At 69.8% G+C, this 26,008-nt stretch carries 25 protein-coding genes and 1 pseudogene; 18 read left to right on the top strand and 8 right to left on the bottom strand.

What is annotated here, in order from left to right:
* Nucleotides 1–145: 145 nt before the first annotated feature.
* The 9 genes from O7610_RS15190 (at nucleotide 146) to O7610_RS30880 (ending at nucleotide 9,589) form a co-directional block, all read left to right on the top strand.
* Nucleotides 146–1,000 carry a sugar phosphate isomerase/epimerase family protein gene (locus tag O7610_RS15190; protein ID WP_289211208.1) on the top strand — a complete coding sequence of 285 codons (855 nt, stop codon included), beginning with the start codon at nucleotides 146–148 and terminating at the stop codon, nucleotides 998–1,000.
* Nucleotides 997–1,890, top strand: coding sequence for a transketolase (locus tag O7610_RS15195; protein WP_281551394.1), 894 nt, complete (start codon nucleotides 997–999; stop codon nucleotides 1,888–1,890). Before O7610_RS15190 ends, O7610_RS15195 begins: the two co-directional genes overlap by 4 nt.
* Nucleotides 1,891–1,895: 5 nt before the next feature.
* Nucleotides 1,896–2,840 carry a transketolase family protein gene (locus O7610_RS15200; protein WP_289211209.1) on the top strand — a complete coding sequence of 315 codons (945 nt, stop codon included), beginning with the start codon at nucleotides 1,896–1,898 and terminating at the stop codon, nucleotides 2,838–2,840.
* Between the two features lie 28 nt (nucleotides 2,841–2,868).
* On the top strand, nucleotides 2,869–3,966 hold the full coding sequence (locus O7610_RS15205) for a sugar-binding transcriptional regulator (RefSeq protein WP_289211210.1): 1,098 nt from the start codon (nucleotides 2,869–2,871) through the stop codon (nucleotides 3,964–3,966).
* Between the two features lie 717 nt (nucleotides 3,967–4,683).
* Complete coding sequence (locus O7610_RS30665; protein ID WP_353850255.1) at nucleotides 4,684–5,613, top strand: cellulose binding domain-containing protein; 930 nt, start codon at nucleotides 4,684–4,686, stop codon at nucleotides 5,611–5,613.
* A 70-nt stretch (nucleotides 5,614–5,683) separates the two neighbouring features.
* A protein-coding gene (locus tag O7610_RS15220; protein ID WP_289211211.1) for an IS3 family transposase occupies nucleotides 5,684–6,867 on the top strand; the annotation gives its coding sequence in 2 pieces (ribosomal slippage) (nucleotides 5,684–5,951 and nucleotides 5,951–6,867; 1,185 coding nt in all).
* Nucleotides 6,868–6,964: 97 nt separating this feature from the next.
* Complete coding sequence (locus tag O7610_RS15225; protein WP_289211212.1) at nucleotides 6,965–8,485, top strand: nucleoside hydrolase-like domain-containing protein; 1,521 nt, start codon at nucleotides 6,965–6,967, stop codon at nucleotides 8,483–8,485.
* Between the two features lie 226 nt (nucleotides 8,486–8,711).
* The gene (locus O7610_RS15230) at nucleotides 8,712–8,939 is read left to right on the top strand and encodes a hypothetical protein (RefSeq protein ID WP_281551398.1); all 228 of its coding nucleotides are present in this window, start codon (nucleotides 8,712–8,714) and stop codon (nucleotides 8,937–8,939) included.
* Nucleotides 8,940–9,064: 125 nt separating this feature from the next.
* Nucleotides 9,065–9,589: a glucuronyl esterase domain-containing protein gene (locus O7610_RS30880; RefSeq protein WP_289211213.1), complete on the top strand. Its 525-nt coding sequence runs from the start codon at nucleotides 9,065–9,067 to the stop codon at nucleotides 9,587–9,589.
* Here the strand turns inward: O7610_RS30880 and O7610_RS30675 are convergent.
* Nucleotides 9,525–9,869, bottom strand: a pseudogene (locus tag O7610_RS30675) (DUF5980 family protein); the annotation flags it as partial. The gene O7610_RS30880 and the pseudogene O7610_RS30675 sit on opposite strands and share 65 nt — an antisense overlap.
* Before the next feature lie 282 nt (nucleotides 9,870–10,151).
* On the opposite strand from O7610_RS30675, the gene O7610_RS15240 reads away from it, so the two are divergent.
* Nucleotides 10,152–10,733, top strand: a complete 582-nt coding sequence (locus tag O7610_RS15240) for a hypothetical protein (RefSeq protein WP_281551400.1) — start codon at nucleotides 10,152–10,154, stop codon at nucleotides 10,731–10,733.
* Between the two features lie 154 nt (nucleotides 10,734–10,887).
* Nucleotides 10,888–11,484, top strand: a complete 597-nt coding sequence (locus O7610_RS15245; RefSeq protein ID WP_289211214.1) for a DoxX family membrane protein — start codon at nucleotides 10,888–10,890, stop codon at nucleotides 11,482–11,484.
* 79 nt (nucleotides 11,485–11,563) lie between these two features.
* On the opposite strand, the gene O7610_RS15250 is transcribed toward O7610_RS15245, so the two are convergent.
* From O7610_RS15250 to O7610_RS15260, 3 genes are all read right to left on the bottom strand, one after another.
* Entirely contained in the window at nucleotides 11,564–12,817 is a 1,254-nt protein-coding gene (locus O7610_RS15250) for a Dyp-type peroxidase (protein WP_289211215.1), read from the bottom strand.
* Between the two features lie 4 nt (nucleotides 12,818–12,821).
* On the bottom strand, nucleotides 12,822–13,415 hold the full coding sequence (locus tag O7610_RS15255; protein ID WP_289211216.1) for a copper chaperone PCu(A)C: 594 nt from the start codon (nucleotides 13,413–13,415) through the stop codon (nucleotides 12,822–12,824).
* A gap of 66 nt (nucleotides 13,416–13,481) precedes the next feature.
* Nucleotides 13,482–14,084, bottom strand: a complete 603-nt coding sequence (locus O7610_RS15260; protein ID WP_289211217.1) for a copper resistance CopC family protein — start codon at nucleotides 14,082–14,084, stop codon at nucleotides 13,482–13,484.
* 133 nt (nucleotides 14,085–14,217) lie between these two features.
* On the opposite strand from O7610_RS15260, the gene O7610_RS15265 reads away from it, so the two are divergent.
* Nucleotides 14,218–15,102, top strand: a complete 885-nt coding sequence (locus tag O7610_RS15265; RefSeq protein WP_289211218.1) for an ABC transporter substrate-binding protein — start codon at nucleotides 14,218–14,220, stop codon at nucleotides 15,100–15,102.
* 130 nt (nucleotides 15,103–15,232) lie between these two features.
* Nucleotides 15,233–16,759, top strand: coding sequence for a catalase (locus O7610_RS15270; protein WP_281551406.1), 1,527 nt, complete (start codon nucleotides 15,233–15,235; stop codon nucleotides 16,757–16,759).
* Between the two features lie 48 nt (nucleotides 16,760–16,807).
* Here O7610_RS15270 and O7610_RS15275 read toward each other — a convergent pair whose 3' ends face one another.
* On the bottom strand, nucleotides 16,808–17,314 hold the full coding sequence (locus tag O7610_RS15275) for a hypothetical protein (protein ID WP_281551407.1): 507 nt from the start codon (nucleotides 17,312–17,314) through the stop codon (nucleotides 16,808–16,810).
* A complete protein-coding gene (locus O7610_RS15280; RefSeq protein WP_281551408.1) occupies nucleotides 17,307–18,641 on the bottom strand; it encodes a molybdopterin-dependent oxidoreductase in 1,335 nt (444 codons plus the stop codon). The genes O7610_RS15275 and O7610_RS15280 overlap by 8 nt, the downstream gene beginning before the upstream one ends.
* Nucleotides 18,642–18,756: 115 nt before the next feature.
* On the opposite strand from O7610_RS15280, the gene O7610_RS15285 reads away from it, so the two are divergent.
* Nucleotides 18,757–19,845 carry an NAD-dependent epimerase/dehydratase family protein gene (locus O7610_RS15285; RefSeq protein WP_281551409.1) on the top strand — a complete coding sequence of 363 codons (1,089 nt, stop codon included), beginning with the start codon at nucleotides 18,757–18,759 and terminating at the stop codon, nucleotides 19,843–19,845.
* Between the two features lie 39 nt (nucleotides 19,846–19,884).
* Here the strand turns inward: O7610_RS15285 and O7610_RS15290 are convergent, their stop codons facing one another.
* Nucleotides 19,885–21,282, bottom strand: coding sequence for a hypothetical protein (locus tag O7610_RS15290; protein WP_289211219.1), 1,398 nt, complete (start codon nucleotides 21,280–21,282; stop codon nucleotides 19,885–19,887).
* Between the two features lie 144 nt (nucleotides 21,283–21,426).
* Between O7610_RS15290 and O7610_RS15295 the strand changes: the two genes are divergently transcribed.
* The 3 genes from O7610_RS15295 to O7610_RS15305 are packed head-to-tail and all read left to right on the top strand — an operon-like array spanning nucleotide 21,427 to nucleotide 23,524.
* Entirely contained in the window at nucleotides 21,427–22,101 is a 675-nt protein-coding gene (locus tag O7610_RS15295) for a glycosyltransferase family 2 protein (protein ID WP_289211220.1), read from the top strand.
* The gene (locus tag O7610_RS15300) at nucleotides 22,098–22,853 is read left to right on the top strand and encodes a TIGR04282 family arsenosugar biosynthesis glycosyltransferase (protein ID WP_281551412.1); all 756 of its coding nucleotides are present in this window, start codon (nucleotides 22,098–22,100) and stop codon (nucleotides 22,851–22,853) included. The genes O7610_RS15295 and O7610_RS15300 overlap by 4 nt, the downstream gene beginning before the upstream one ends.
* A complete protein-coding gene (locus tag O7610_RS15305; RefSeq protein WP_281551413.1) occupies nucleotides 22,850–23,524 on the top strand; it encodes a class I SAM-dependent methyltransferase in 675 nt (224 codons plus the stop codon). Before O7610_RS15300 ends, O7610_RS15305 begins: the two co-directional genes overlap by 4 nt.
* Before the next feature lie 4 nt (nucleotides 23,525–23,528).
* Here the strand turns inward: O7610_RS15305 and O7610_RS15310 are convergent, their stop codons facing one another.
* Entirely contained in the window at nucleotides 23,529–25,214 is a 1,686-nt protein-coding gene (locus O7610_RS15310; protein ID WP_289211221.1) for a glutaredoxin domain-containing protein, read from the bottom strand.
* A 103-nt stretch (nucleotides 25,215–25,317) separates the two neighbouring features.
* On the opposite strand from O7610_RS15310, the gene O7610_RS15315 reads away from it, so the two are divergent.
* Complete coding sequence (locus tag O7610_RS15315) at nucleotides 25,318–25,977, top strand: TetR/AcrR family transcriptional regulator (RefSeq protein ID WP_281551415.1); 660 nt, start codon at nucleotides 25,318–25,320, stop codon at nucleotides 25,975–25,977.
* Nucleotides 25,978–26,008 lie beyond the last annotated feature (31 nt).

The raw sequence follows: 26,008 nt of genomic DNA on the forward strand, positions 1-26,008 counted from the left end.
GCGTTGTCGAGGGGCCGCAGAATTCGCCTGCCACCGTACCGGACCTCCGGTTAGCTGACGAGCGACGACGCTGGCCGACCCCGCCGGGCCCGCTGTCACCACCCTGGAAGCAATAGCCCGGGCGGGCGAGGTCGGTGAGCTGTCCGTGGTCGATCTGAACTACCCGTTCACTGCGGGAGTCGGTCTGTCCGAGGTGAAGGACGCGCTTGCCGAGGCCGGCCTGGCCGCCATCGGCATCACGCCGGAGATCTACCTGCGCAGGTTCAGCAAGGGCGCCTTCACCAACCCGGACCCGGCGGTACGGTCCACCGCGCTCGACCTCATGCACGAGGCGGCCGGAGTCGTCCGCGAGCTCGGCGCCGACTACGTCAAGATCTGGCCTGGTCAGGACGGCTGGGACTACCCGTTCCAGGTGGACCACCGGCAGCTCTGGGCACTGGCCGTCGACGGCATGCGCGAGCTCGCTGGCGCTCATCCCGACCTGAAGTTCGCCATCGAGTACAAGCCACGCGAGCCCCGGGTGCACATGACCTGGGACTCCGCCGCCCGTTCGCTGCTGGGCATCCAGCAGATCGGCTTGGACAACGTCGGGGTCCTGCTCGACTTCGGTCACTCACTGTACGGCGGAGAATCGCCCGCCGACGCCGCTCAGCTGCTCATCGACCACGGCCGGCTCTACGGGATGGACGTCAACGACAACCTCCGCGGCTGGGACGACGACCTGGTGGTCGGCACCGTTCACCTCACCGAGATCTTCGAGTTCTTCTACACCCTGCGGGTGAACAACTGGGAAGGCGTCTGGCAGCTCGACCAGTTCCCATTCCGGGAGGACAGCGTCGCGGCGGCCCGGCTGTCCATCCGCTTCCTCAAAGCGGTGCACCGAGGTCTGGACCTGCTCGACATTCAGGCACTACGCGAGGCGCAGCACCGCCAGGACGCACTCACCGCGCAACGCCTGGTGCAGGACGCCCTGTTGCGATCGATGGCGGTAGACCGATGAACGCGGCACCGGTCGCTGCCCCCGACAACTCGGCGCTGCCGGTTCTCGGTCGGATCGGCCCCGGGGCCGGCCGGGAAGCGATCATCGCGCACATCCGGGAAGGCGCCCGGCTCATCCGGCGACGCGACATCAGCATGATCAACGCGGCCGGGCTGGGGCATGTCGGTGGCGAGTTCAGTGTCATCGACATCCTGGCCACCCTCTATCTGCACGTGCTGGAGATCTCCGCAGACCGACTGGATGATCCCGAGCGAGATCGGCTCATCCTGTCCAAGGGTCACGCGGCCGGCGCACTCTACGCCACGCTGGCCGCCGCCGGTCTGCTCGACCCTGTCGCCCTGGACACGTTCCTGCAGCCGCTGTCGAAGCTCAACGGACATCCCGACCGGACCAAGGTCCGCGGTGTCGAGGCCAACACCGGCCCGCTCGGGCACGGTCTGCCGATCGCGGTCGGCACCGCCCTGGCCGGCAAGCTCGACGGTTCCCGTCGACGCACCTTCGTCGTCCTCGGCGACGGCGAGTTGCAGGAAGGCTCCAACTGGGAGGCGATGATGGCCGCCGCACACCACCGGTTGGAGCGCCTCACCGCGATTGTCGACCGCAACCGGCTGCAGCAGGGTGCCCGGGTCGCCGACACCAACGAGCTGGAGCCGCTCGCGGACAAGATCCGTGCGTTCGGTTGGCAGCCGGTCGAGGTAGACGGACACGACCACGGCGCGCTGCTCGACGTGCTCACCCGCGCCCCGGCCGACGGCAAACCCACGTTCGTGATCGCCCACACGGTGAAGGGCCATCCGATCACCTTTATGAGCGACGAGGTCGCCTGGCACCACAAGGTCCCCGACGCCGACCAGGTTGCCACCGCCCTCGCTGAGTTGGAGACAGAGTGAGCGCCTTGACGACCGATCAGGTCCTGCACGACTGCCGCGACGCCTACGCGGCGACCCTCGTCGAGCTCGCAGCAACCGATCCACGGATCGTCGCGGTGGTCAACGACTCGGTGGGTTCCAGCAAGCTGAGCGAGTTCGGCAGCAGATTTCCTGACCGGCTGATCAACGTCGGCATCGCCGAGCAGGACATGGTGGGCGTTGCCGCCGGCCTGGCCAACGGCGGGAAGATACCATTCGTCTCGGCCGCCTCGTGCTTCCTCACCGCCCGCGCGCTCGAGCAGATCAAGGTCGACGCCGCGTACTCCAACCACAACCTGAACCTGTGCGGGATGAGCCCGGGCATGGCGTACGGCGAACTGGGACCCACCCACCACTCGATCGAGGACCTGGCCTGGCTCCGTGCCATACCCAATCTCACGGTCATCGTGCCCAGCGACCCCGCCGAGACCGGACAGGCGGTCCGCTGGGCGGCCGGACATCCCGGGCCGGTCTTCATCCGGGTCAGTCGGATGGGAGTCGCTGCGGTCAACGCCGAGAACTACCGCTTCGTGGCCGGGCAGGCGGTCCGGCTCCGCGAAGGAACCGACGTCACGATCATCGCCAACGGAACCGTCGTGTCCGCGGCGATGGAGGCCGCCGGCCTGCTGAGTCGGCTTGACATCGAGGCTCGGGTGCTGTCGATGCCGACCGTCAAGCCGCTCGACGTCGACGCCGTCGTCGCGGCGGCACGGGACACCGGCGCGATCGTCACCGTCGAAGAGGCGCTGACCACGGGTGGCCTGGGCGGAGCGGTCGCGGAGACCGTTGTGCAGCACCATCCGGTTCCGGTCAGGTTCGTCGGCGTCCCCGGCGTGTTCGCGCCCACCGGTTCGGCCCGGTGGCTGCTGGAGCACTTCGGGATCTCTCCCGCCGGCATCGTCGACGCGGCCCACCGGGCGCTTCGACGCTGACCCGCACGGGGTTCCGAGTGTTCTGCGCGTGCGTCTGCCGACCGGAAGGCGGGCGCTACGATCGGCAGGGATCGGCCAACCGGCCCTCGGGCAAGTGCCAGAGGGTAGCCACCAAGCCGCAGCTGAGGAGGATGTCGTCGGCACGAAACCACGAGCGGCATACAGCGACGACCAGGTTCGGCTTGTCGCGAAGGTCGCCCGCATGTACCACGAACGAAACATGCGGCAGACCAGCATCGCCGATGAGTTGCACATATCGCAGGCACGTGTGTCCAGGCTGCTCAAACGAGCCACTGAGATTGGCATCGTCCGGACGATCGTGTCGCTGCCGGCCGGTGTCCACACCGACTTGGAGGAGGCTGTCGAGCAGCAGTACGACCTGCATGAGGCCGTGGTGGTCGATGCCTCGAGTGTGGATGACCTGCTCCCAGCTCTGGGCGCGGCGGCAGCCGACTACCTGGAGACCACCCTCACCGGCGGTGACCGGGTCGGCATCTCCTCGTGGAGCGCGACTCTGCTGGCCGCTGTCGAACGGATGCGTCCGTCCCGCGCCCGCGTCGTTGATCAGGTCGTCCAGATCGTCGGTGGCGTCGGGAATCCTCGCGTGCAGGTACGCGCAAACCTGCTGATGAGCCGATTCGCGGCGATGACCGGAGCCGAGCCACTTTTCATGCCGGCGCCGGCGATGCTCGGCACCGAGGCTGCTCGCGAGGCGTTGTTGCGGGATCCCACTGTCGCGGAAGTGCTGCAGACCTGGCCGAAGCTGACGATGGCACTGGTCGGCATCGGCAGCCTCGAGCCCTCGCCACTGCTACTCGAGAGCGGCAACGCCCTCGCGGAGCCTGACCAGGCGGCCCTACGCGCCGGCGGTGCCGTAGGGGATGTCTGTCTGCGGTTCTACGACGCCGTAGGTCAGGCCGTGCACACCCCGCTCAGCGACCGAATCCTTGGCATCAGTCCCACAGAGTTGCAGACGATTCCCCGGAGAGTCGCCGTCGCTGGCGGGAGGAACAAGCTCGCCGCCATCCGCGGCGCGCTGCTCGGCAAGCACGTCAATGTGCTCATCACCGACCTCACGGTCGCCCAGCTTCTGGTTGACACCCCAGATCGACCTACTTCCCGGTAGCTCATTCGATTTTGTTTCGCCGAGGCCAGCGAAACTGGTAAGTCTGGCAGGTCGACAAGATTGCCTACCGCCGCAGTCAACCGATGTCGCACCCTCGTCGAGCGGGTATTCATAACCGACTTTCCTTGCAGCGCCCGACCCCTACTGGCATGATGAGGTGTGGACAACACGCGCCGGGAGCCCAGAAGCGCTGATGTTCCGTGGCCGAGGGCAACGGCGACGGACGCACCCGTCCCTCGACGACGTAGCTGAGGGCAAAGGCCAGCAGTAGCACGCCGGCCACCCGGCGAAAAGCAGGCCCACGCCCTCAGCTACGCCCATCGCGGCGTCGCGCGGTCACCGCAACGACGCTCGCTGTCGCATGCGCAGCGCCCACTGGAAAGCGTCAGCCCGGCCGAGCACCCACAAACACCGACGCCAATCAAGGCGAAACAGCGCGCCCAACGGGCATAGAGTAGATATTCAGTGACGACTACCCTTGCAGTCGCGATTCACATCTGCGACGATGAATGTATATATGGCTTTCGGGAGACCGGGGACGCTGCTCGTTCTGTGGCCGAGGGCAACGGCCGCGGAGACTTTCGTCCTTCATACCCGCAGCTGGGGCGACAGCCGGCGAGATGTCCATTCACATTCTGGCAGCAATGCGCTCAGCTCAGGTCCAGCTGCGCTGTTCGCCGCCCGTTCTCCTGATTAGGGTGGCAGAGAGGAAGCCCGATGAGGCTTGCCCACCACAAGAGAACTCGACTGTCCGGACTCCGACGTAGCGCGCTGGCCGCGACCGCGCTCGTCGTGGCTTCCACCGCGACAGTCGCCGTCGCCACTCAAGCCAGCGCCGCAGCCGGTTGCCGGGTCAACTACAACATCACCAGCCAGTGGTCCGGCGGCTTCGGCGCGACCATCGACATCACCAACCTCGGCGACCCGATCTCCGGCTGGACACTCCAGTTCACCTTCCCCGCAGGCCAGACAATCACTCAGCTCTGGAACGGCTCGGTCAGCCAGTCCGGCAGCAACGTGACCGTCAGAAACGCCTCGTACAACGGCAACATTCCCACCAACGGCACCGTCAGCCCAGGGTTCAACGGAGCCTGGACCAACAACAACCCGAAACCCACCTCGTTCACCCTGAACGGCACCGTCTGCACCGGCTCCACCACCCCCACCACCGCACCACCCACCACCGCACCACCCACCACCGCACCACCCACCACCGCACCACCCACCACCGCACCACCCACTCAGACGGTCTTCGCCATCAACGCTGGCGGCAGCGCCTTCACCAGCTCGGACGGCACCGCCTTCGCTGCCGACACCGGCTTCTCCGGCGGCTCCACCTACACCGTCAGCGACTCCATCAACGGCACTACCGACGACGCTCTCTTCCAGAGCGAACGCTACGGCAACCTCAGCTACTCAGCCGCAGTGCCGAACGGCTACTACACCGTCACCCTCTACTTCGCCGAGGTCTACCACACCGCAGCCGGCCTCCGGAGCTTCGACGTCCTCATGGAGGACACCGAACAGGTCAGCGACCTCGACATCTTCGCCCGAGTCGGCGCGGACACCGCCTATACCACCCAGAGCTCCGTGGCAGTCGGCGACGGCACCATCAACATCCAATTCGTATCCAACGTCGAGAACTGAGGTGCCCCGAGGATTCCGGACAGGGAGCCAATAAGGTTACCCTGTAAGGAAAATCGAGGGAAGAAGCGCGATGGCACGCATAAGCTCATACACCCCAGAGTTCCGTGAAGAAGCAGTGCAACTCGTTCTACAGTCGAACAAGCCAGTGTCGCAGGTTGCCCGGGAGATCGACGTTCACCCGGAGACGCTCCGTTCCTGGGTCCGCCAGTACCGGCGGGAAAACAGCGGCGCCCAGGACAGCCCACCGATCGGCGTCGACGAGCGCGCTCGACTGAAGGAACTCGAACGTCGCAACCGGGAACTCGAAATGGAGAACAGCTTCCTGAAAAAAGCCGCGGCGTACTTCGCGAAGGACCCTCGGTAACGAGCTTGTACGAGTTCATCGAGACGATGCGACTCGACACCGCGAAGTACGCCTACCCCGTCGACTTCATGTGCGAACAACTCGGCGTGTCCAGGTCCGGATACTACGAATGGCGAACCCGCCCCGACTCCGCGACCGCCACCCGCCGCGCCCACCTTCGATCGACCATCGAGGAGGTGTTCGCCGCGTCCGACGGCACCTACGGGCATCGACGTGTCCACGCGCAACTGCGGCGCCAGGGCGTGTCCGCCGGGCCGGAACTCGTCCGCCAGCTGATGCGCGAGCTCGGGCTCGTGCCGTGCCAGCCCCGCCCGAGGCGGTGGGGTCTCACCCAGTCGTCGTCCGGCACGGTGCCTGACCTCGTCGGCCGGGAGTTCACCGCCGACGCGCCTGGCGAGAAGCTCGTCGGCGACATCACGTACATCCCGACCGGCGAGGGGTGGCTGTATCTGGCGACCGTCATCGACTGCTGCACGAAGGAAGTCATCGGATACGCGATGGACGACCACTACCAGACGCCGTTGATATCCCGCGCCATCCGTAACGCCGCCCGGAATCGCGAACTCAGGAAGAACGCCATCTTTCATTCGGACCGGGGCAGCAACTACATGTCGGACGACTACGGCAGAACGCTTCGGGATCTGAGGTTGCGGCGATCTGCTGGCCGGACCGGAATTTGTTTCGACAATGCGATGGCGGAATCGTTCTTCGGTGCGCTGAAGAACGAACGCGTGTCGCGTGTGAAGTATCCCACTCGTGAGGCGGCACGCCGGGACGTTACTGCCTACATCGAATTCTGGTACAATCGTCAGCGTCTGCATTCAGCGGTGGGCTACCGACCTCCCCGGGAAGTCCACGCAGAGTTCGAGAACCTTCAAATCGCGGCGTGAAAGAACCGGCCGAACCACTGTCCGGAAAACGCGAGGCCCCTCAAACGCAAAGGTCAACGCCATCAAAGTCGCCCGCGCCAGCAACCCCGGCGACCCAGTGGCCGCCTTCACCATCACCCCGACCAACCCCAAACCGGGCGACACCATCACCGTCGACGCCACCGCATCCTTTGACCTCGACGGCACTATCACTGCCTACCGCACCGACTACGGCAACGGCACCGTCAAGACCGGCGCAGTCACCACCCACCAGTACTCCGCCGCGGGCACCTACACCGTCACCGTCACCGTCACCGACAACGACGGCCGCACCAACTCCCTCGCCAAGTCGGTATCGGTACGAGCCGCGTCCTCGAAGCCGCGGGTCATCAACACGACCGACCTGGGGGCTGACCCGGACGACCTGCAGTCGCTCGTTCGTATGCTGGTGATGGCCAACGAGGTGGACCTGGAAGGCATCATCGGCAGCACCAGTTGCTGGCGGCCGACGCAGAGCTCCTCCAACATGAACAACCTGCTCAATCCCCGACTGAACGCGTACGGCCAGGTACTGTCCAACCTGCAACGGCACGCCGACGGATACCCGAGCCTGTCGTACCTGCAGTCCATCTCGAAGCTGGGTCAGACCGGCTACGGCATGGACGCGGTCGGTTCGGGTAGGGACACCCCCGGCTCGGAGCTGATCATCGCTGCGGTGGACCGGGACGATCCCCGGCCGGTTTGGGTCAACTTCTGGGGTGGCGGCAACACTTTGGCGCAAGCGGTCTGGAAGGTACAGAACACTCGCAGCCAGGCAGAGGTCAACCGGTTCATCAGCAAGCTCCGGGTGTACGACATCCTCGGTCAGGACGATGCTGGCGCGTGGCTGACGAAAAACTACCCGAACCTCGTCTACATCCGCGCAAAGAACCTGGTGTACAGCTGGCAGCCGTCGGACGGTTGGTTGGACTCCAACGTCCAGAACCACGGTCCGCTGGGGGCGCAGTACCCGGACAGGCAGTGGGCGACCGAGGGTGACACCCCGGCGTTCCTGCACCAGATCGCGAACGGGCTGACCGATCCGGACCACGTGGACTGGGGCGGCTTCGGCGGTCGGTTCGGCCCAGCCGAAAGGTCCGCTGTACGTGGTATGTCCTGCAGCGGTCGGCTCGACCACGAGCCGTCGTTCGACCCCTACTACATGTACACCGACGCGTCGGAGGGTGGCAGCTCGATCAACCGGTGGAGCACCGCCATTCACAACGACTTCGCGGCCCGGATGGACTGGAGCATCACCAGCAGCTACTCCGGCGCCAACCACCATCCGATCGCCGTGCTCAACGGTGACACCACCAAGGATGTCCTGGAGATGCCCGCCTCCGCTGGCTCCAGTGTGAACCTCAGCGCAGCCGGCTCCAGCGACCCGGACGGCAACTCGCTGGCGTACACGTGGTCGTACTACGACGAGCCCAGCTCGTACAACGGCAGCGTGTCGATCAGCAACAGCTCTGGCACCTCGGCCACGGTGCAGATCCCGTCGAACGCTGGCGGGCAGAGCATCCACATCATCCTGCAGGTACGTGACAACGGGTCGCCCAACCTGTACTCCTTCCGGCGGATGGTGATCAACGTCCGGTAGGTCGGGTCAGCCGCCGGCCGTGGGGACGGAGCGGCGACCAAGGGGCGCCTCCCAGGCAGGACATTGTTGGACTGCCCGGGAGGCGCCCTGCTTCCTGTGGTCCGACCGGCCAGCACCCCCGCCGCCCATTGATCTGTTTCGTTAGATTGTTCGAAACTTATCGCCGCGACATCCGCGAACTTCGATTGATGTCGCAGCCGTCACCTAGCCGGAAGGGAGAGCCCTGGTGATCATCAGCTCGGGCCGCTCGAAGATCCGTTCGGCGGTCGTCATGCTCTCCACAGCAGCCCTCGCGGTCGCTGGAGCCATGACAGTACTGGCGGGAACCCGCGCCGCCGACGCCGCCGACGGTGCCCTCGCCTTCGCCTCGAATGTCGAGGATGAGGGCGCCGACTGCCTCGTACCCAATCCAGGTTCCTTCAGCCCAGCTCCCGACTTCCAGATCCGGTCCTAAAAATCGACGGTTCGCGGATCACCACCAAGGCCGAGTGGGTATGCCGGCGGGCCGAGATCCGGGAACAGGCCGAACGGTACGTCTACGGTGACAAGCCAGCGAAGCCGGCCACCGTCACCGGCACCATGACCAGTTCCAACATCACGGTGAACGTCTCGCACAACGGCCGCAGCTCCAGCTTCTCGGCCAGCGTCCAACTGCCCAGCGGATCCGGACCCCACCCGGCCGTCATCGTCTACGGCGGTTTCGGCGCGGACACCGCCACCATCCGGTCCGCCGGTGCCGCCGTGATCAGCTTCGACCCGTTCTCCGTCGGCCAGGAAGGCACCGGACGCAGCAACAAGCAGGGTGCCTTCTACAGCATCTACGGCTCGTCCAGCAGCACCGGGCTGCTGATGGCCTGGGCGTGGGGCGTCAGCCGGATCATTGACGTCATCGGATTCCTTCCGTGGATACTCCGGCGTTGCGGCCGGGAGGAAACGGAACTCCTGCGGAGCAGGGCAGGGAAAGCCGATCCGCCGCCGGGGCGGATCGGCGTCCAGGCGCGATCGGATGCGGCAGGCCGTAGTCCGTACCCTCGGGTAGACCGTGCATGTCGACGTGCAGAGGCGATGACCACGAGCCAGCGACGAATCCAACGAAGTACGTGAAATTGGATTCGCCAGCCGGAAGGCAGACACGCTGCTCATAGTCGGACAGATGCCAGGTCGCCTGCGAGGTACCGGCGGCAGGTGCCGCCGATCCCGTGCCGACGGCCGCCGACGCGGTCGATGGACTTATCGCCAAGGTCAGCGCCAAGCCGGTTGCCACTGCGAGCGCCACCTTGACTGAGCGGGTCAATCTCACGATGAGCCTCCTTCGGTGATGCGACCTCGGACGACCTCCAACCCCAGAACCCGGTACACACCCGGTTCGCCGCCCCTCGTGCACGGAGCATCACGTGGATACTCCTCGAACACCACGCACCTCTTGGGTATCCCCTACAACCACACCAGCATCGATGTTGCCGAATCTGTCCACTCGTGCTGAATTGACTCACATCGCCGCAGCGTGGGGGCAACCGCGCTGAGAACGGCCAGCCGGGAGCATCGCAGCGTCGGCAGCGCGGCACCTGGCAGACACCCGTGCCGCACCGCCCGACAGGCTGTCCGTCAGCAACATCCACTCTGGTCTGCCAAGGCATCGGATTCGGCGACGAGGTGAGAAGTAGCCATGGTTCCCCGGGAGAGATTCGCCAGGTGGTACCGAAACCGCTTCGCCTGGGTGGCGGTGATCCTGCTGGCGAGTTCGTTCAGCGTGGTCGTACTGGCCGACTCGGCCGACCCCGACCTGGCACCGGCGGATCTGCGCGGACAGATCATGACCCGGATGCGCGCCACGCTTGAACAGGCGGACCCGGGGCAGCACAACCACGCCGATCACATCGTGCAGGCGGCCGACGGCGACGGACGGGCACCGGCGGTGATCTGCGGGGTCCACGTCTACGGCCACGAGCCGACCGACGTCGACACACTCGCCGACGTACGGACCGTCTACGGCTTCCACCTCTGCGGGGTCGCCGGACCCGACCGCCCCTGGGACGTCGCTCCGAAGCTCGCCGGTCCGGTGATCATGGACCTGTCCACCGAGCCACCCGGTATCCAGGTGGTCGAGGCCACCGCCGAGGTCATGTTCGTCGACCGGCTGCGGCAGATGTTCCCACCGAAGTACGCGGAGCTGGCGATGAAGGAGGCTCTGGCCGAGCCGGAGATGGCCGATCTGCGCCGCCGGTACGACGCCGCAGCCGGACTCTGACCACACCGAACGGAGCGCTGGCGGCGCCGACGGACGTCCCGTGGTGGTCGGGACCAAGGTCCCGGCCACCACGGGTGTTCCGCCTCAGGCGGCGGGACCCGCCAACGCGGGAAGCTGATCTCGTCACAGCGAGATACGAGTCGCGGAGGCGACGATGACCACCACCCAGCACACCAGCCACCGGTCGATCGAACGGCCCCTCGAGCGCGCCGAACTCCCCGGCGCGATGCTGACCACCACCGCCGCCCGGGCCATGGCCGTGCTGCGGATCTCCACCGGGTTCGTCTTCCTCTGGGCGTTCCTCGACAAGACCTTCGGCTTCGGCTTCGCCACCCCGGCCGAGCGGGCCTGGGTCAACGGCGGCTCGCCGACCAAGGGCTTCCTCTCCTCGGTCGAGGTCGGCCCGCTGCAGTCGTTCTTCCACTCGATCGCCGGCACCTGGTGGGCCGACACCCTGTTCATGACCGGCCTCGGCGCCATCGGCATCGCGCTGATCGCCGGTATCGGGCTGCGGGTCGCCGCCGCGTCCGGTGCCCTCATGATGGTGTTCATGTGGCTCGCCGAGTTCCCGCTCGACCGCGTCACCGCCAGCGGGGAACCCGCCCACGCCACCAACCCGCTGGTCGACTACCACATCGTCTACGCGGTCGTCTTGGTCGCCCTCGCCGCCGCCTACGCCGGCCACACCTGGGGTCTCGGCCGACTCTGGGCGAAGCTGCCCTTCGTGCAGCGCAACCGCTGGATGATCTGACCTTCCCCTCCCCCGATCGGTGTGCCGGACCGCTCCCCCGCGGTCCGGCACACCGGCGTCTGACGTGCCGCCGACCCTGTCAGGCCAGCAGACTCTCGCCGATCCAGCCGCCGGGCCCGCAGCCGGGCGGAATCGCGAACACCGCCGACCCGATCGGGGTCACCCACTCGTTGAGCAGGTCGTGGTCGGCAAGCCGCTGCTGGATCGGCAGGAACTGGGCGGTGACGTCCGCCTGGTACGCGGCGAAGATCAACCCGCTGTCCGGCGTACCGTCGGGGCCCGGCACCCCGTCGTAGTTGTACGGCCGCCGCAGGATCTTGTACCGGTCGTCGGTGATGTGCGCCCGGGTGACGTGCGAGAAGTCCGGCATGATCGGCAGCCCGACTTCGTTGACCGCGGAGAAGTCCGGTTCGTCGGTCTCCTCCTCACCGGTCAGCGGTGCCCCGCTGTCCAGCCGCCGCCCGATCACCAGCTCCTTGTCGACCCGGCCCAGCTTGTCCCAGGTTTCCATCTCGGTGCGGATCCGGCGCACCACACAGGTGGTGCTGTCGCGCAGCCAGTCCGGACCGTCAGCGGCCCAGACCGCCGTGTCGAACGCGGGCGTGTCAGGGGTCGGGTTCGCCGTACCGTCGATCTGGCCCATGATGTTGCGCTGGGTGTGCGCCTCATGTTCGACCCCCCGCCCCCGGCGGAAGCCCTGCTGCACCCAACGCACCCGGGCGAACGGCCGGGCATCCTTGATCAGCATCCGTTGCGCGTGGGCCACCGTGAGCGGATCGTCGGCGCAGATCTGCAGCAGTAGGTCACCGCCGGACCAGCCGGGTTCCAGCCGGTCGATCGCAAACGCCGGCAGGTCGGCCACCGAATCCGGCCGGCGGTCCGGCACCCCGGCCACCGCGTACAGCCCGGGGCCGAACCCGAACGTCACAGTCAACCGGGCCGGCAGCACCGCCAATTCCGGCTCGGTGTCGGCCAACGGCGCCACGCCCTGGGTCAGCCGGGCCGCATCGTCGGTGAGCAGCCGCAACAGCCGGCCCAGTGCCGGCCGGCCCGTTCCCGTGTTCAAGGTGAACGCGACGAACGAGGCGTACGCCTGTGGCGCGGTCGCCACCCCGGCCTGCCGCGCCCCGTGGAACGGCACCGTCTCCGTACCGAAATCGACCGGTAGCGGCTCGGCGGCGGCCGGGCCGGGGTCGGCCGGTTGCCGGTTGCCGGTTGCTGCCGCGGCGACCGCCGCACCGCTGGCCAACGCTCCGCCGAGCGCGGCGGCGCCGCCGGTGAACAGCAGGCGGCGGTTCACCGCCGGCCGGGCAACGTGTTCCTCAGCAGGCATGCGCTCAGCCGTTGTCCATGTCCATGTCCATGTCCATGTCCATTTCCGAGTCCGGGTCGTAGCTCTCCTCGGCCCCGGCGAAGGGCTTCGCCACCGCGCTGAACTCGTACGTCCCGCCGTCGGCGAACGTCATCGTGAAGGTGATCTCGTCACCGGGCTGAACCGCTTCGGCGATGTCCATCAGCATGATGTGGTCGCCGCCGGGTTCGAGGGTGTGGCTGCCGCCGGCCGGTACGGTGATCCCACCGCCCTTCTCCCGCATCACCATCGCGCCGTCCTGCATCGCCATCTCGTGCAGCTCGATCGGGGAGATCGCGGTCTCGACCGCAGTGACGGTGATGTCGGCGTCGGTGTCGTTGACCAGCACCCCGAAGGCGGCCGTCATGCCCTCGTCGGCGGCTTTCACCCACGGATCCTCGATGACGAGCCCGGCGGTCTGGGTCACCGCCGGGCTGTCCGACGGCGTCGGCTCGGCGGTTGTCGACGCCCCGTCGCCACCGCAGCCGGCGAAGGCGAGCACGACACCGGCGAAGCCGGACAGCGCCGCGAGCCGCCGTGCCCGCTTCCGTACCGAACCAGCCTGGACCGCTGTTGACATGCGCGTTCTCCTCACGAGTGGTATCCGAGTAGTCGGGCCGTGATCCACACCGGTTCCGGAAGTGACCTAGGTCACCCGTCGGCGACGCGCGGCGAAGAACGCCGCCACGGCCGCCCCGACGATCACGAGCGCCACCCCGCCGACCAGGTACGGCCACCGCCCGACGCCACCCGACGGCTCCTCCGGCTGCGCCTGCCCGGGTTCCGCTGCCGCGCTCCCGGTCGCGGCGGCGCTCGCCGTCGCCGCACCGGACGCGGCGGTCAGCGGCGCGTTCACCGCGAACCGGAACGACCCCTGCACCGGGTGGCCGTCCGCCGACACCACCCGGTACGCCACCGTGTAGACGCCGTCCGGCAACGGCTGCACCGGCCGCGCCACAGCCCGCTGCTGATCCACCACCGGGCCCTCCACCGGCACCTGCGCACCACCGGCGTCGCTGACCACGATGGTGGTGAACTCGCCGTTGAGCCGCTCGGTGAACACCAGCTCGATTTCTTCCGGCGCCTGCGTCACCCGGGTGTTCTGCCCGGGCTGCGAACTCACCAGCGCGTTGTGCGCCACAGCCTGCGACGCCGGCAGCAGGACGGCAGCAACGGCGGCGGTGACGGACACTGCCGCGCGCAGGCCCAGCGTGGCGAAGGCGACGCCACGGCGACCACGTACGGACATCTCGGCTGTTGTCGGCACGGATGACACCTCCCTCGGTCAGGGCTTCTGGACCCGGCCCGGAATCGATTGAACATTACTCACGTCGCGACGCTCGCCGCTGGTCGGACAGCTTGCCAGCCCGCACAATGACCTGATGCGCCTGATGTCGTTGCTGCCGTCGGCGACGGAGATCGTCTACGCGCTCGGGCTGGACGACGATCTCGTCGGGGTGACCTTCGAGTGCGACGAGCCGCCGACCGCCCGCCGGGACAAAGCCATCGTGGTCGGTGGCCGCGACACCCGGGGCATGACCCCGGCGGAGATCGACAGCTACGTCAAGGGCCGGATGGCTGCCGGGGACGACCTGTACACGCTGCACGCTGACGCGCTGGCCGGCCTGGCATCGGATCTGATCCTCACCCAGGACCTGTGCCGGGTGTGCGCGCTGCCGTCCGGCCAGGTGTCCAACGCCCTCGACTACCTCGGCTGCCGCGCCGACGTGCTGTCGCTCGACCCGTACACCCTCGACGAGGTGCTCGACACCTTCGTCGCGGTGGGTGAACGTACCGGCGTACCGGATCGGGCCGGCGTGCTGGTCGCCGGCCTGCGCCGCCGGCTCGCGGCGGTGGCCGCCGCAGTCGCCGGCGCCGCCGCGCCCCGGGTGGCGGTGGTGGAGTGGGTCGACCCGCCGTTCACCGCCGGCCACTGGGTGCCCGACCTGGTGTCGGCCGCCGGAGGCAACCCGGTTGCCGCCCGTCCCGGTGCCCGCTCGACGCAGACCACCTGGGACGCCTTCGCCGCCGCCGACCCGGACGTGGTGCTGGTGGCACCGTGTGGCTTCCATCTCGACGGCGCCGCCCAGCAGGCCCGAGTGGTGACGGACCGGATGCCGGGCGTACCGGTGTGGGCGCTCGACGGGGACTCCCTCGTCGTCCGGCCCGGACCGCGGCTGATCGACGGGGTCGAAACCATCGCCGCCGTGCTGCACCCCGACCGGGTGCCGGCCGCGCCGGCCGGCGCGGCCGCCCGCGTCGCCTGATCACGGCCGCCCGCGTCGCCTGATCGGGGATCCAGTGTCGGGCCCACCGGCCGAGCACGCAGGGCTGGGATCGTCGTTGGCTGGGTATGAGTGCCAGTAGCGCAGATTTCAGCCGACCCGAGGAGAACTCGTGACCGACCAGCGACAACGCCCACCGACCACCACCGACGCCGGGGTGCCGGTCGCCAGCGACGAACACTCGCTCACCGTCGGCCCGAACGGCCCGCTGCTGCTGCAGGACCACTACCTGATCGAGCAGATGGCGAACTTCAACCGGGAGCGGATCCCGGAGCGGCAGCCGCACGCCAAGGGCGGCGGCGCGTTCGGCGTGTTCCAGGTGACCGGCGACGTCAGCGCGTACACCCGGGCGGCGGTCTTCCAGCCCGGCACCGAGACCGAGGCGATCGTCCGGTTCTCCACCGTCGCCGGGGAACGGGGCAGCCCGGACACCTGGCGTGACCCGCGCGGCTTCGCCGTGAAGCTGTACACCAGCGACGGCAACCTCGACATCGTCGGCAACAACACGCCAATCTTCTTCATCAAGGACCCGATGAAGTTCCAGCATTTCATCCGGTCGCAGAAACGCCGGGCCGACAACAACCTGCGCGACCACGACATGCAGTGGGACTTCTGGACCCTGTCGCCGGAATCCGCGCACCAGGTCACCTGGTTGATGGGCGACCGGGGCATTCCGCGTACCTGGCGGCACATGAACGGGTACGGCAGCCACACGTACATGTGGATCAACGCGCGGGGCGAGAAGTTCTGGATCAAATACCACTTCAAGACCGACCAGGGCATCGAGTTCTTCACCCAGGACGAGGCGGACCAGATGGCGTCGGCCGACACCGACTACCACCAGCGGGACCTGTTCGAGCACATCGCCGCCGGACAGTTCCCGTCCTGGACGCTGTACGTGCAGGTGATGCCGTTCGAGCAGGCCAGGACGTACCGGTTCAACCCGTTCGACCTGACCAAGGTATGGCCGCACGGCGACTACCCGCTGCACGAGGTGGGCCGCCTGACCCTGAACCGCAACGTCACCGACTACCACACCGAGATGGAGCAGGCGGCGTTCGAGCCGAACAACGTGGTGCCCGGCACCGGGCTGTCCCCGGACAAGATGCTGCTGGCCCGCGGGTTCAGCTACGCCGACGCGCACCGCGCCCGGCTCGGCGTCAACTACCGGCAGATCCCGGTCAACTCGCCGAAGGTGCCGACACACAGCTACTCCAAGGACGGCGCGATGCGCGTACACAACGTCACCGACCCGGTGTATGCGCCGAACTCGTACGGTGGACCGCAGGCGCAGCCGGATCTCACCGACGACGGCGGCATCTGGTACGCCGACGGCGAGATGGTCCGGGCGGCATACTCGTCGCACGCCGAGGACGACGACTGGGGGCAGGCCGGCACCATGGTCCGCCGGGTGTTGGACGACGCGGCCCGCGACCGGCTGGTCGACAACATCGTCGGGCACCTGCTCAACGGGGTGAGCGAACCGGTGCTGCAGCGTGCCTTCGAGTACTGGCGCAACGTCGACAAGAACATCGGCGACCGGGTGGCCGCCGGAGTCCGGGCCAAGCAGGATGAGAAGGACCCGAAGGCGGCCAAGCAGGCCAATCCCGCCCGGTCCAGCATGCAGGCCAAGGCCTGACCCATGGCGGTACGTCCCGGTCGGGGTACCTCGACCCGACGCTTTGGATCATCGGCGGTCCCGCGACTGGACGCGGTGCAGGCGGACGGCGAGCCACAGCCCGCTGACGGCGAACATCACCGCGCTGGCCAGCAGCCAGCGAGTCAGGTACGGCTGCTGGGTCAGGCCGGTCGCGGCGGTGAACGTGCCGCCGCCGAGCCGCAGAATGCCGGGCAGGTAGACGATGAACAGCAGCGCCGACCCGAGCGCCGGCACCCGGACATGGTTCACCACGGACAGCCGCGCCGGGCGGCTACCGTTCCCGGTGGCCGCCTGGGTCGCGGTGAGCAGCGCCCGGTCGGCGGCCGCGTAGACCGGGAACATGACCAGGTCGTGCACGATCACTGCGGCCACGAACCAGATCAGCATCCGTACGGCGGTCGCCTCGCCGGCCAGCCGCAGCGCCACCCAGCCGGCGACCGCGAAGCAACCCACCAGCAACAGCGGGTGCCACCACGGCGCCCCGTAGCCGGCCCGGAGCCGCCCGGCCACCAGCTGCCTGCTCCGGTCACCCATTGCCGTCACCGTCGCCGCTGAAGTCGATGGTCGCCACCCATTTGGTGCAGTGCACGCCGGGCAGCGCCGGCACGATGATCCGGGCCGGAAAGCCGTGGTCGAGGGAGAGGTCGACGCCGTTGACCCGCAGCGCCAGCAGCGAGTCCGGGTCCAGCACCTGGTTGGCCTGCAGGGTCGCCTTGTTGAACAGGCCGCCGCGCTGGATCGAGGTGACCCGGGCCGACGCCGGCTCGGGCACCCCGGCCTCGGCGGCCAGGTCGCGCAGCCGTACCCCGGTCCAGGTCTGCAGGGTCGACCAGCCCTCCACACACGCGATCGGCAGCCGGGCGGTGTGCGAAGGCATGCCGAGCAGCTGTTCCCGGCTCAGGCTCACCACCCGGCCGTCGTCGCCGAGCAGTTCCAGGCGCCAGCCGTCGCCGGTGTCGGCCGGCCGGATCCCGGCCGCCGCGGCGGTGCGGTTGACCGGGAAGCCGTTCGGTCCGTCACCGGCCGGTCGACCACGGGGCAGCAGCAGGGCCAGCCGCCGCCACGGGCCGTCCAGGCTCTGCCCGACGGTGAGCACGGCCAGCAGTAGCGATCCGCCGCCGACCAGGGCGAGCGCTCCCCGGCGGCTGATCGTCGCCGGGGCGGGCCGCAGGGCGACCAGGCCGTCCGGGTCGGGCGGCTCGGGCCGGGTGTCGGCCCGCGAGGTACGCAGTTCGGCACGCAGCGGCCGGGACCGCAACGCGGTGACCATCCGGGGCAGCTTGAGTACGACGTGAACGACGAACGCGGCGGTGAACACCCACGCCCCGAAGTAGTGCGCGGTGTAGAAGTCGAACCCGAACAGGTACGCGTACTGCACGTTGAGCACACCGGTGACGGTCTGGAACAGGATCCCGCCGACCAGCAGCAGCAGGGAGATCCGCTCCAGTGCCTGCGCCGCAGACCGCACCGGCGGCCAGGCGAACAGTTTCGGAATCACCGACCACAGTTTGGCCAGGATCACCGGGATCAGCGCGATCCCCAACGCCACGTGCAGGCCCTGGCTGACCCGGAACAGCCAGGACGGGCGGGTCGGCCAGTCGAAGTACGGCAGCCGCAGCCAGCCGACGTCGCGCGGGAACGCCTGCCCGAACTGCGGTCCGTAGGCGATGTAGTCGAGCAGCCCGGTGATCATCACCACCGGCAGGCCGATCAGCAGGACGAGGCCGAGGACCGAGGTCAGCCAGGGGCCGCGCAGCGGGCTGCGCCAGCGGCGGGCAACGTCGGACGGGCCGGCGGAGGTAGGACCGGCGGAGGCGGGGCCGGAGCCCGGGTCCGGAACCGGATCGGTGGTGGCGGCCATGTACCGGGACGCTAGTTCGCGACGACCCGGTCAGGGCCCGGTTCGACGATTACGGAATTCTGACGACTGGCCGGAACCGGACCGGCGACCCACCGACCGGCCATACCGTGAGCGGATGCGGATACTGCTCACCGGCGCGGCCGGGTTCATCGGATCGCACGTCGCCGACCTGCTGGTCGACGAGGGACACGAGGTGGTCGCGCTGGACGCGCTGCTGCCGCAGGCACACGGCGACAAGCCACCCGACTGGGTCCGCCGGCACGACCTGGTACGCGGCGACGTCCGCGACGGCGAACTGTTGGACCGGCTGTTGCCCGGCGTCGACGTGGTCTGTCACCAGGCGGCGATGGTCGGCCACGGCCTCGACCCGTCGGACGCGCCGGCCTACGCCGGGCACAACGACTACGGCACCGCGGTACTGCTGGCCGCGATGCACCGGGCCGGCGTGACCCGACTGGTGCTGGCCAGCTCGATGGTGGTGTACGGCGAGGGCCGCTACACCTGCGCCGCCCACGGCGTCGTCCGGCCGGCGCCGCGCCGCCCCGACGACCTGGCCGCCGGCCGGTACGACCCGCGCTGCCCGCAGTGCGCCGGTGAACTCCGCTGGACGCGGGTGCCGGAGAACGCGCCGCTGGAACCGCGCAGCACGTACGCGGCGAGCAAACTCGCACAGGAGCATCTGGCGGCGGCGTGGGCGCGGCAGACCGGCGGCGGTGGCTGGGCGCTGCGCTACCACAACGTCTACGGCCCCCGGATGCCACGCGACACCCCGTACGCGGGAGTGGCGTCGCTGTTCCGGTCGGCGTTGGCCGACGGACGGGCACCGCAGGTGCTCGAGGACGGCCGGCAGCAGCGGGACTTCGTGCACGTCACCGACGTCGCCTGGGCGAACCTGCTGGCCATGGTCGCCGACCAGCCGGCCGGCATGGTGCCGGTGAACGTCTGCTCGGGTGAGCCGCACCCGGTCGGTGAGCTTGCCCGGCAACTGGCGGCGGCGATGGGCGGGCCGGAGCCGGCGATCGTCGGCGGTGCCCGGCCGGCGGACGTACGGCACGTGGTGGCCGACCCGGGCCGGGCGGCGCGACTGCTCGGCTTCACCGCCCGGGTCGGTTTCGCCGACGGGGTGACCGCGTTCGCCACCGACCCGCTGCGGGAGCCGGCCGCGCTGCAGGGTGAACCGGCAGCCCTGCCGGTGCCGGCCTGAGACCCGGGCCGGCGCTGCCAGCGCCGGCCCGGGACCCGGTCAGGAGAAGGTGAGTAGCAAGTGGTTGACGGCGAGCGCGGTCGCCGCCTGCCCGGCCAGCCACCAGCGGCGTGCGCCGGCCGGCAGGTGGGCGGTGGCGACCAGCAGCCACACCACGAACGGCAGCCAGATCCGTTCCACCTCGGCCTTACTCAGCCCGGACAGGTCGGCGGCGAGGATCGCGACGGCCGCCGTCAGCGGCAGCACGACCGTCGGCCGTGCGGCGGCCCGCAACCCGGCTAGCAGCCGTCGCCCGCGCGACGCGCCGGCCGGCTCGGTCGGGGCAGCAGGTACCGTCGGCGTGGCCTGCCGGGCCGCCCCGATCGTGCGCCGCAGCGCCGGCCCGACGACCAGGCCAGCGGAGAGCAGCATCGCCGCCAGGTTGGCCCACACCCAGTAGCTGTACGGACGCTCGGCCGCCCAGCCCTGGTAGTACCGCTCGACGACCAGTTGATAGCCCTCCCACCACCAGAAACCGGCGGCGGTGAACGCCACCACGACTGCGGCCACCCCGGTGCCGGCGATCAGCAGCGCGGGCAGGAACCGGCCGGGCCGCATCACCAGCACCGCCAACGCCAACGGTCCGACCAGCACGAACCCGTACGACAGGTAGAGCGCGAAGCCGAGCAGCAGGCCGCCGGTGAGCAGCGCCGCCGGGTGGCGGGCGGCCAGCAGGGCCAGCCCGGCGGCGACCACCCCGGTGAACACCGCGTCGCCGGACGAGCCGATCCACACCGCGCCGGGCAGCAGCACCAGGAACGGCAGGACGGTGCGGGCGGCGTCCTCCGCGCCGAGCCGACGCAGCGCCGCCGGCACGCTGACCACCATGGTCGCGCCGATCAGGATGCAGGCCAGGCCGGCCGCGGTGCCACCGCCGAGGCCGATCCGGTCCAGCCAGACGAAGACCAGCAGCGCCCCCGGCGGGTGGCCGGCGGTGTGCGTGGACCAGGAGCCGGGCTGGAAGTCGATGATCCGGTCGCTGAACCCGGCCAGCATCACCGGGATACTGGTGATCCGGTGCACCTCGTGCAGGTACTCGGCCTGGTTGGTGAGGCGTTCGGTGACCCCGGCGGTCCAGCCGTCGATCAGGGCCAGCGACAGTATCCAGGCCACCGCGGCGAGGTACCCGACGCCGAGCAGCCGCCCCCAGTTGGCGGTGCGCGCCCACCGTACCCCCCAGCCGACGACCGCGACGGCGACCACGACGGCGAGCGGCGTGCCCCAGCCGACGTGCGGACGCCAGAACGCGTACAGCGGTGCGGTCTCGGCATAGAGTCCGACGCCTCGCCGGTTGAGCACCACACCGACGACGACGGCGGCGGCGATCAGCGCCAACTCGACCCCGAGCACGATCAGGTCGGCGCGACCGGACCGCCGGGTGGCGGATTCTGGTGTCATGACCACCGGACGGTACGGCCTGCACCGGCATCCGGACCGGGCAACGGCCGGACCGTAACCCTCCGGTAAGAATTGCCGCCCGTAAGACTTCCGTAAGCGCGGAACGCCACCCGGTCGGGGGCGGTTCGTCCTAGCGTCGGCGGTATGCCGACACCGATCGACGTGGTGCTGCCCTGCCTCGACGAGGCAGCCGCCCTACCGGGCGTACTCGCCGCGCTGCCGCCCCGCTACCGGGCGCTGGTGGTGGACAACGGGTCCCGGGACGGGTCCCCGCAGGTGGCCGTCGAGCACGGCGCCCGAGTGGTGCACGAGCCCCGACGCGGGTACGGGGCGGCCGTGCACACCGGTCTGCTGGCCGCCGAGACCGAGCTGGTCTGCGTGCTCGACGCGGACGGGTCGTTCGACCCGGCGGAGCTGCCGGCGCTGGTGCGTCCGGTGGCCGACGGGCACGCCGAACTGACCGTGGGACGCCGCCGACCGGTGTCGGCGCGGGTCTGGCCCTGGCATGCCCGGGCCGGTACGGCGCTGGTTGCGGCGCTGCTACGGCAGCGCGGCGTACCGCTGCGGGACCTGAGCCCGATCCGGGTGGCCCGCCGCGAGGCACTGCTGTCGCTCGGGGTCACCGACCGGGCCTTCGGCTACCCGTTGGAGCTGATGATCCGGGCCGCCGGTGCCGGGTGGCGCATCGTCGAGCTGGACGTGACGTACGCACCCCGGGCGGCCGGCACCCGGTCGAAGGTGTCCGGCTCGGTACGCGGCACGCTCCGGGCGACCCGCGACTTCGGTCGGGTGTTGCGCACCGTGGACGGTGCCCGTTGACCGTCCTGCTGGTGATGGCGAAGGCACCGGTGGCCGGGCTGGTGAAGACCCGGCTCTGCCCACCGGCCACTCCCGCGCAGGCCGCCCGGATCGCCACCGCCGCGCTGCTGGACACGATGGACGCGGTCCGTGCGACCGGCGCGGCCGGTGCGGTGACGCCGGTGCTGGCGCTGGCGGGCCGGCTGACCGACGCTGACGCGTACCCGGGTGCCGCCGAGGAGTTGACCGTGGCGACCGCCGGCTGGCGGGTGCTGCCACAGCGCGGGGACGGTTTCGCCGACCGGCTGGCCAACGCGCACGCCGACGTGGCGGCGGCCTACCCGGGCCGGCCGGTGCTGCAAATCGGGATGGACACCCCGCAGCTGACCGGCGCGGCGCTGACCGCCGCCAGCAGGGCGCTGACCGGTGTCGATGGGAGATTCACCCGGGCCGCAGCGGTGCTCGGTCGGGCTGCCGACGGCGGCTGGTGGGCGCTGGGCCTGACCGATCCCCGGCACGCCGAGGTGCTGCGGCGGGTGCCGATGTCGACCTCGCACACCGGACGCGACACCTGGTCAGCGCTGCGCGCGCGAGGGTTGCGGGTCGCGCCGCTACCGGTGCTGTGCGATGTCGACGAGTGGCCGGACGCGCTGGCGGTGGCCGACGCGGTCCCCGGCAGCCGGTTCGCCGGACAGGTGGCGGCGGTTGGCGTACCGGCCCTGGCCCGGACACCGGTGACGGTGGCGATGCCTGCGGCTGGGGCACGACGGTGACCGCCAGCGTGCCCGGCCGGTACGCGGCGGACCACGGTTTCGCCGCCCCCCTGCTGGCTCCGGCTTCCGGCGGACACTGGCTGGTGCAGGGTGACGGGGTCCGCTGGCAGCTGCCGGTGGAGCGCTGGCACGGGCCGGTGGAGCCGACAGCCGACGCGGTGGTGGCCCGGTGCTGCGGCCCGACCCTGGACCTGGGCTGTGGGCCGGGCCGGGTCACGGTGGCGTTGACCCGGGCCGGGGTGACCGCCGTCGGGGTGGACGTGTCGGCCCGGGCGGTGGCGCTGACCCGGGCCCGGGGCGGGGTGGCGATCCACAGTGACCTGTTCGACCGGCTGCCCGCCGAAGGCCGGTGGCGGCACGCCGTACTGCTGGACGGCAACATCGGCATCGGCGGCGACCCGGTGGCGCTGCTGCGCCGGTGCCGGTCGTTGCTGCATCCACAGGGCACCCTGCTGGTGGAACTGGATCCGCCCGGGGTCGGGCTGTGGCGCGGGTACGCGCACGTGGTCAGCACCGCCGCCGGGGGCCGGCCCCGGCTGGGGCCGGCGTTCCGGTGGGCACGGCTGGACACCGACGCGGTCCGAGCCGCTGCGGCCGCCGGTGGGCTGACCGTCCGGGAGGTGTTCCGCGACGCCGGCCGGTGGTTCGGCGAACTGGCGGTGTCGCGGTGAGTGGCTACCGCCCGCCGTCCGACACCGCGCCGTCCGACACCGCGCCGTCCGACACCGCGCCGTCCGACACCGCGCCGTCCGACACCGCGCCGTCCGGCAGCGGGTAGCGCAGCACCAGTGGATCGGCCGACAGATTGTGCCGGGCGAGGAACTCGCGTACCTGCGGTTCGACGGCCGGGCCGGTCAGCGCGGCGAACCGCTGGAGCATCGACGCGACCGCGCAGACCACGGCGAGCTCGACCAGTTCGTCGGCGTCGAAGTGGTTGATGGCCGGCTGCACCTGCCGCCGGGGGGTCACCAGCGGCACCTGGGCGGAGAGCCAGGCCAGCCGCAGCGCCGCGCGTTCCCGGTCGTCGAAGACGCCGCCGTCGTCGGCACGGCCGGTGGCGGCGGCCACGCAGCGGTCGATCCGGGTCACCGCGTTTGACCGGTCCGGTGCGGCGGTGAAGGCGAGGTAGCCCTCGGCGGCGGCCAGGTAGCCGTGGTCCCGGGCGACGGCCGACACCCGGGCCATCAGGTGTTTGAGGTCGGCGGGGATCCGCGAGTGCGGCCGGTCGCGCATCAGTTCGACGTACAGGTGACAGTGCCGGCGGCGCTGCGCGGCCGGCCAGGCCCGCACCCAGGCCGGGACGAAACCCAGCTCGCGTTCGGCGTAGGTCTCCGGGTCGCCGACGAGTTCGTCGTAGCCGGCCATCAGCTGCGGCAGGGTCGGCCCGCCGGACGGCAGCTCGTGGTCGAGGTTGCGCGGGTTGGTGTCGCCGACCGCGTGCCGGCCGGCGGTCACGCCCCGGGCACTGGCCGTCGCCGCCCAGTCGCCCTCGATTTCCAGGCCGACCAGGTCGTTGAACACGTTGAGGAAGCCGAACGACGCCACCACCATGGTGAGCGCGTCCATCCTGGCCTGGGCGTCCCCGTCGCCGTGGCGGGCCTGGTCGACGGTGTCCCGGACCTTCGCCAACGCCTGTGGGGTGACGGCGTTGCGGGTGGCCCGGGCCGCCAGGTCGGTCAGGGCGGCTTCGTGCGGCCCGGTCGCGCTGTCCGGTTCCGCCGGGCCGGTCGCGCCGGGTACGGCGACGGCGTGGGTCATGCAGTAGGAGCAGCCGTGCGCGCGGGACGTCGCGTAGGCGACCTCGGACATCACCGCCCGGCCGAGCCGCTGCCCGCCGGCCTGCACGGCCGCCGCGTTCTGGCAGTAGACGAACAGCTTGTAGGCTGCCGGCCAGCGGTGCAGGTAGGCGAAGGTGTTGGGCCAGAAGCCGAAGAACCTCCGGTACATGTGCAGGATCGGCCAGGTCTGCGGGTCGGGGTCGTGGGTGCCGTCGCTGGTGGGGATGACTGTGGACAGTGCGAGGTCGGCCGCACCGTCGGCCAGCTCGTCGTCGGTGTACGCGTCGAGGTCCAGGTCGCCGCGGTGTGGTGCGGTGGTCAGGGCGGCCAGCCGGCCGGTCGCGGCCAGCCGGTCCAGGTCGTCGGCGCTGCCGACGTGGTAGTCGCCGAGGAAGATCTGCGGGACGGTGTACGCGCCGGAGAAGTAGGCGCTGGCGTTCGCGGTGCGGGCATCGGCGGTGACGTCGTACGACTGGAAGTCGATGCCTTCGCCGGTGAGCGTCCGCTTGGCCCGGGCGCAGAAGACACAGTCGGGCTTGGTGAACGCACGCACGGTCGGTCGGGTGGGCAGGGACGGGTGCACGATAGAGCCTCCTTTGGCTGCGGTTACCGGGCCCCGGGCGCTTCATTGAGCATACACTCATTGAGTTCTTACTCAACGAGTTTGGTCGAGGATGTGGAGGACCATGGCAACCAGTCGGCAACAGGCCGCCGAGCAACGGCGACGGCAGCTGCGTGAGGTCGCGGTACGCGTCTTCGCCCGGCAGGGCTTCGCGGCCACCACCACCAAGCAGCTCGCCAAGGAAGCCGGCGTCGCCGAGGGACTGCTGTTCCACTACTTCCCCACCAAACTCGACCTGCTCAAGGACGTGGTCTCCGAGTACGGCGGCTACCGGCTCGCGATCGGCGACGTCCTCGACCCGCTCGACCCGGACGACCCCCGGTTCGCGCTGGCCGCCTACTGCCGGGCGCTCCTCGCCCACCTGCGCGAACACGCCGACCTGATCGCCGTACTGGCCGGGGAGAGCCAACTCGACAGCGACCTGTCGAATGTGTTCTGGGACGTGGTCGGCGACATGCGGGCCGGTCTGGCCGGGTGGCTCGACCGGGCGGTGCGGGCCGGTTCGGTACGCCCTGATGCCTCGACCACCGTCGCGGCGCACCTGGTCACCTCGACGCTGTCGCTGTTCTTCCTGGAACACCGGCGACTGCCGGAGCGGCAGTGGCGTACCCGGGCAGCGGAGCACGTCGCCGCCGTGGTGGACAACACGCTCGCCGGCATCGGCGCGGCACCGGCATCCGGCACCGCCGCCCGGGTGGACCGGCCACCTGCCCCACCGAGTTGATCTTCCGTTGGTCGCAGACCGTCGTTCAGCC

Source organism: Solwaraspora sp. WMMA2065, assembly GCF_030345075.1.
Classification (GTDB): Bacteria; Actinomycetota; Actinomycetes; order Mycobacteriales; family Micromonosporaceae; genus Micromonospora_E.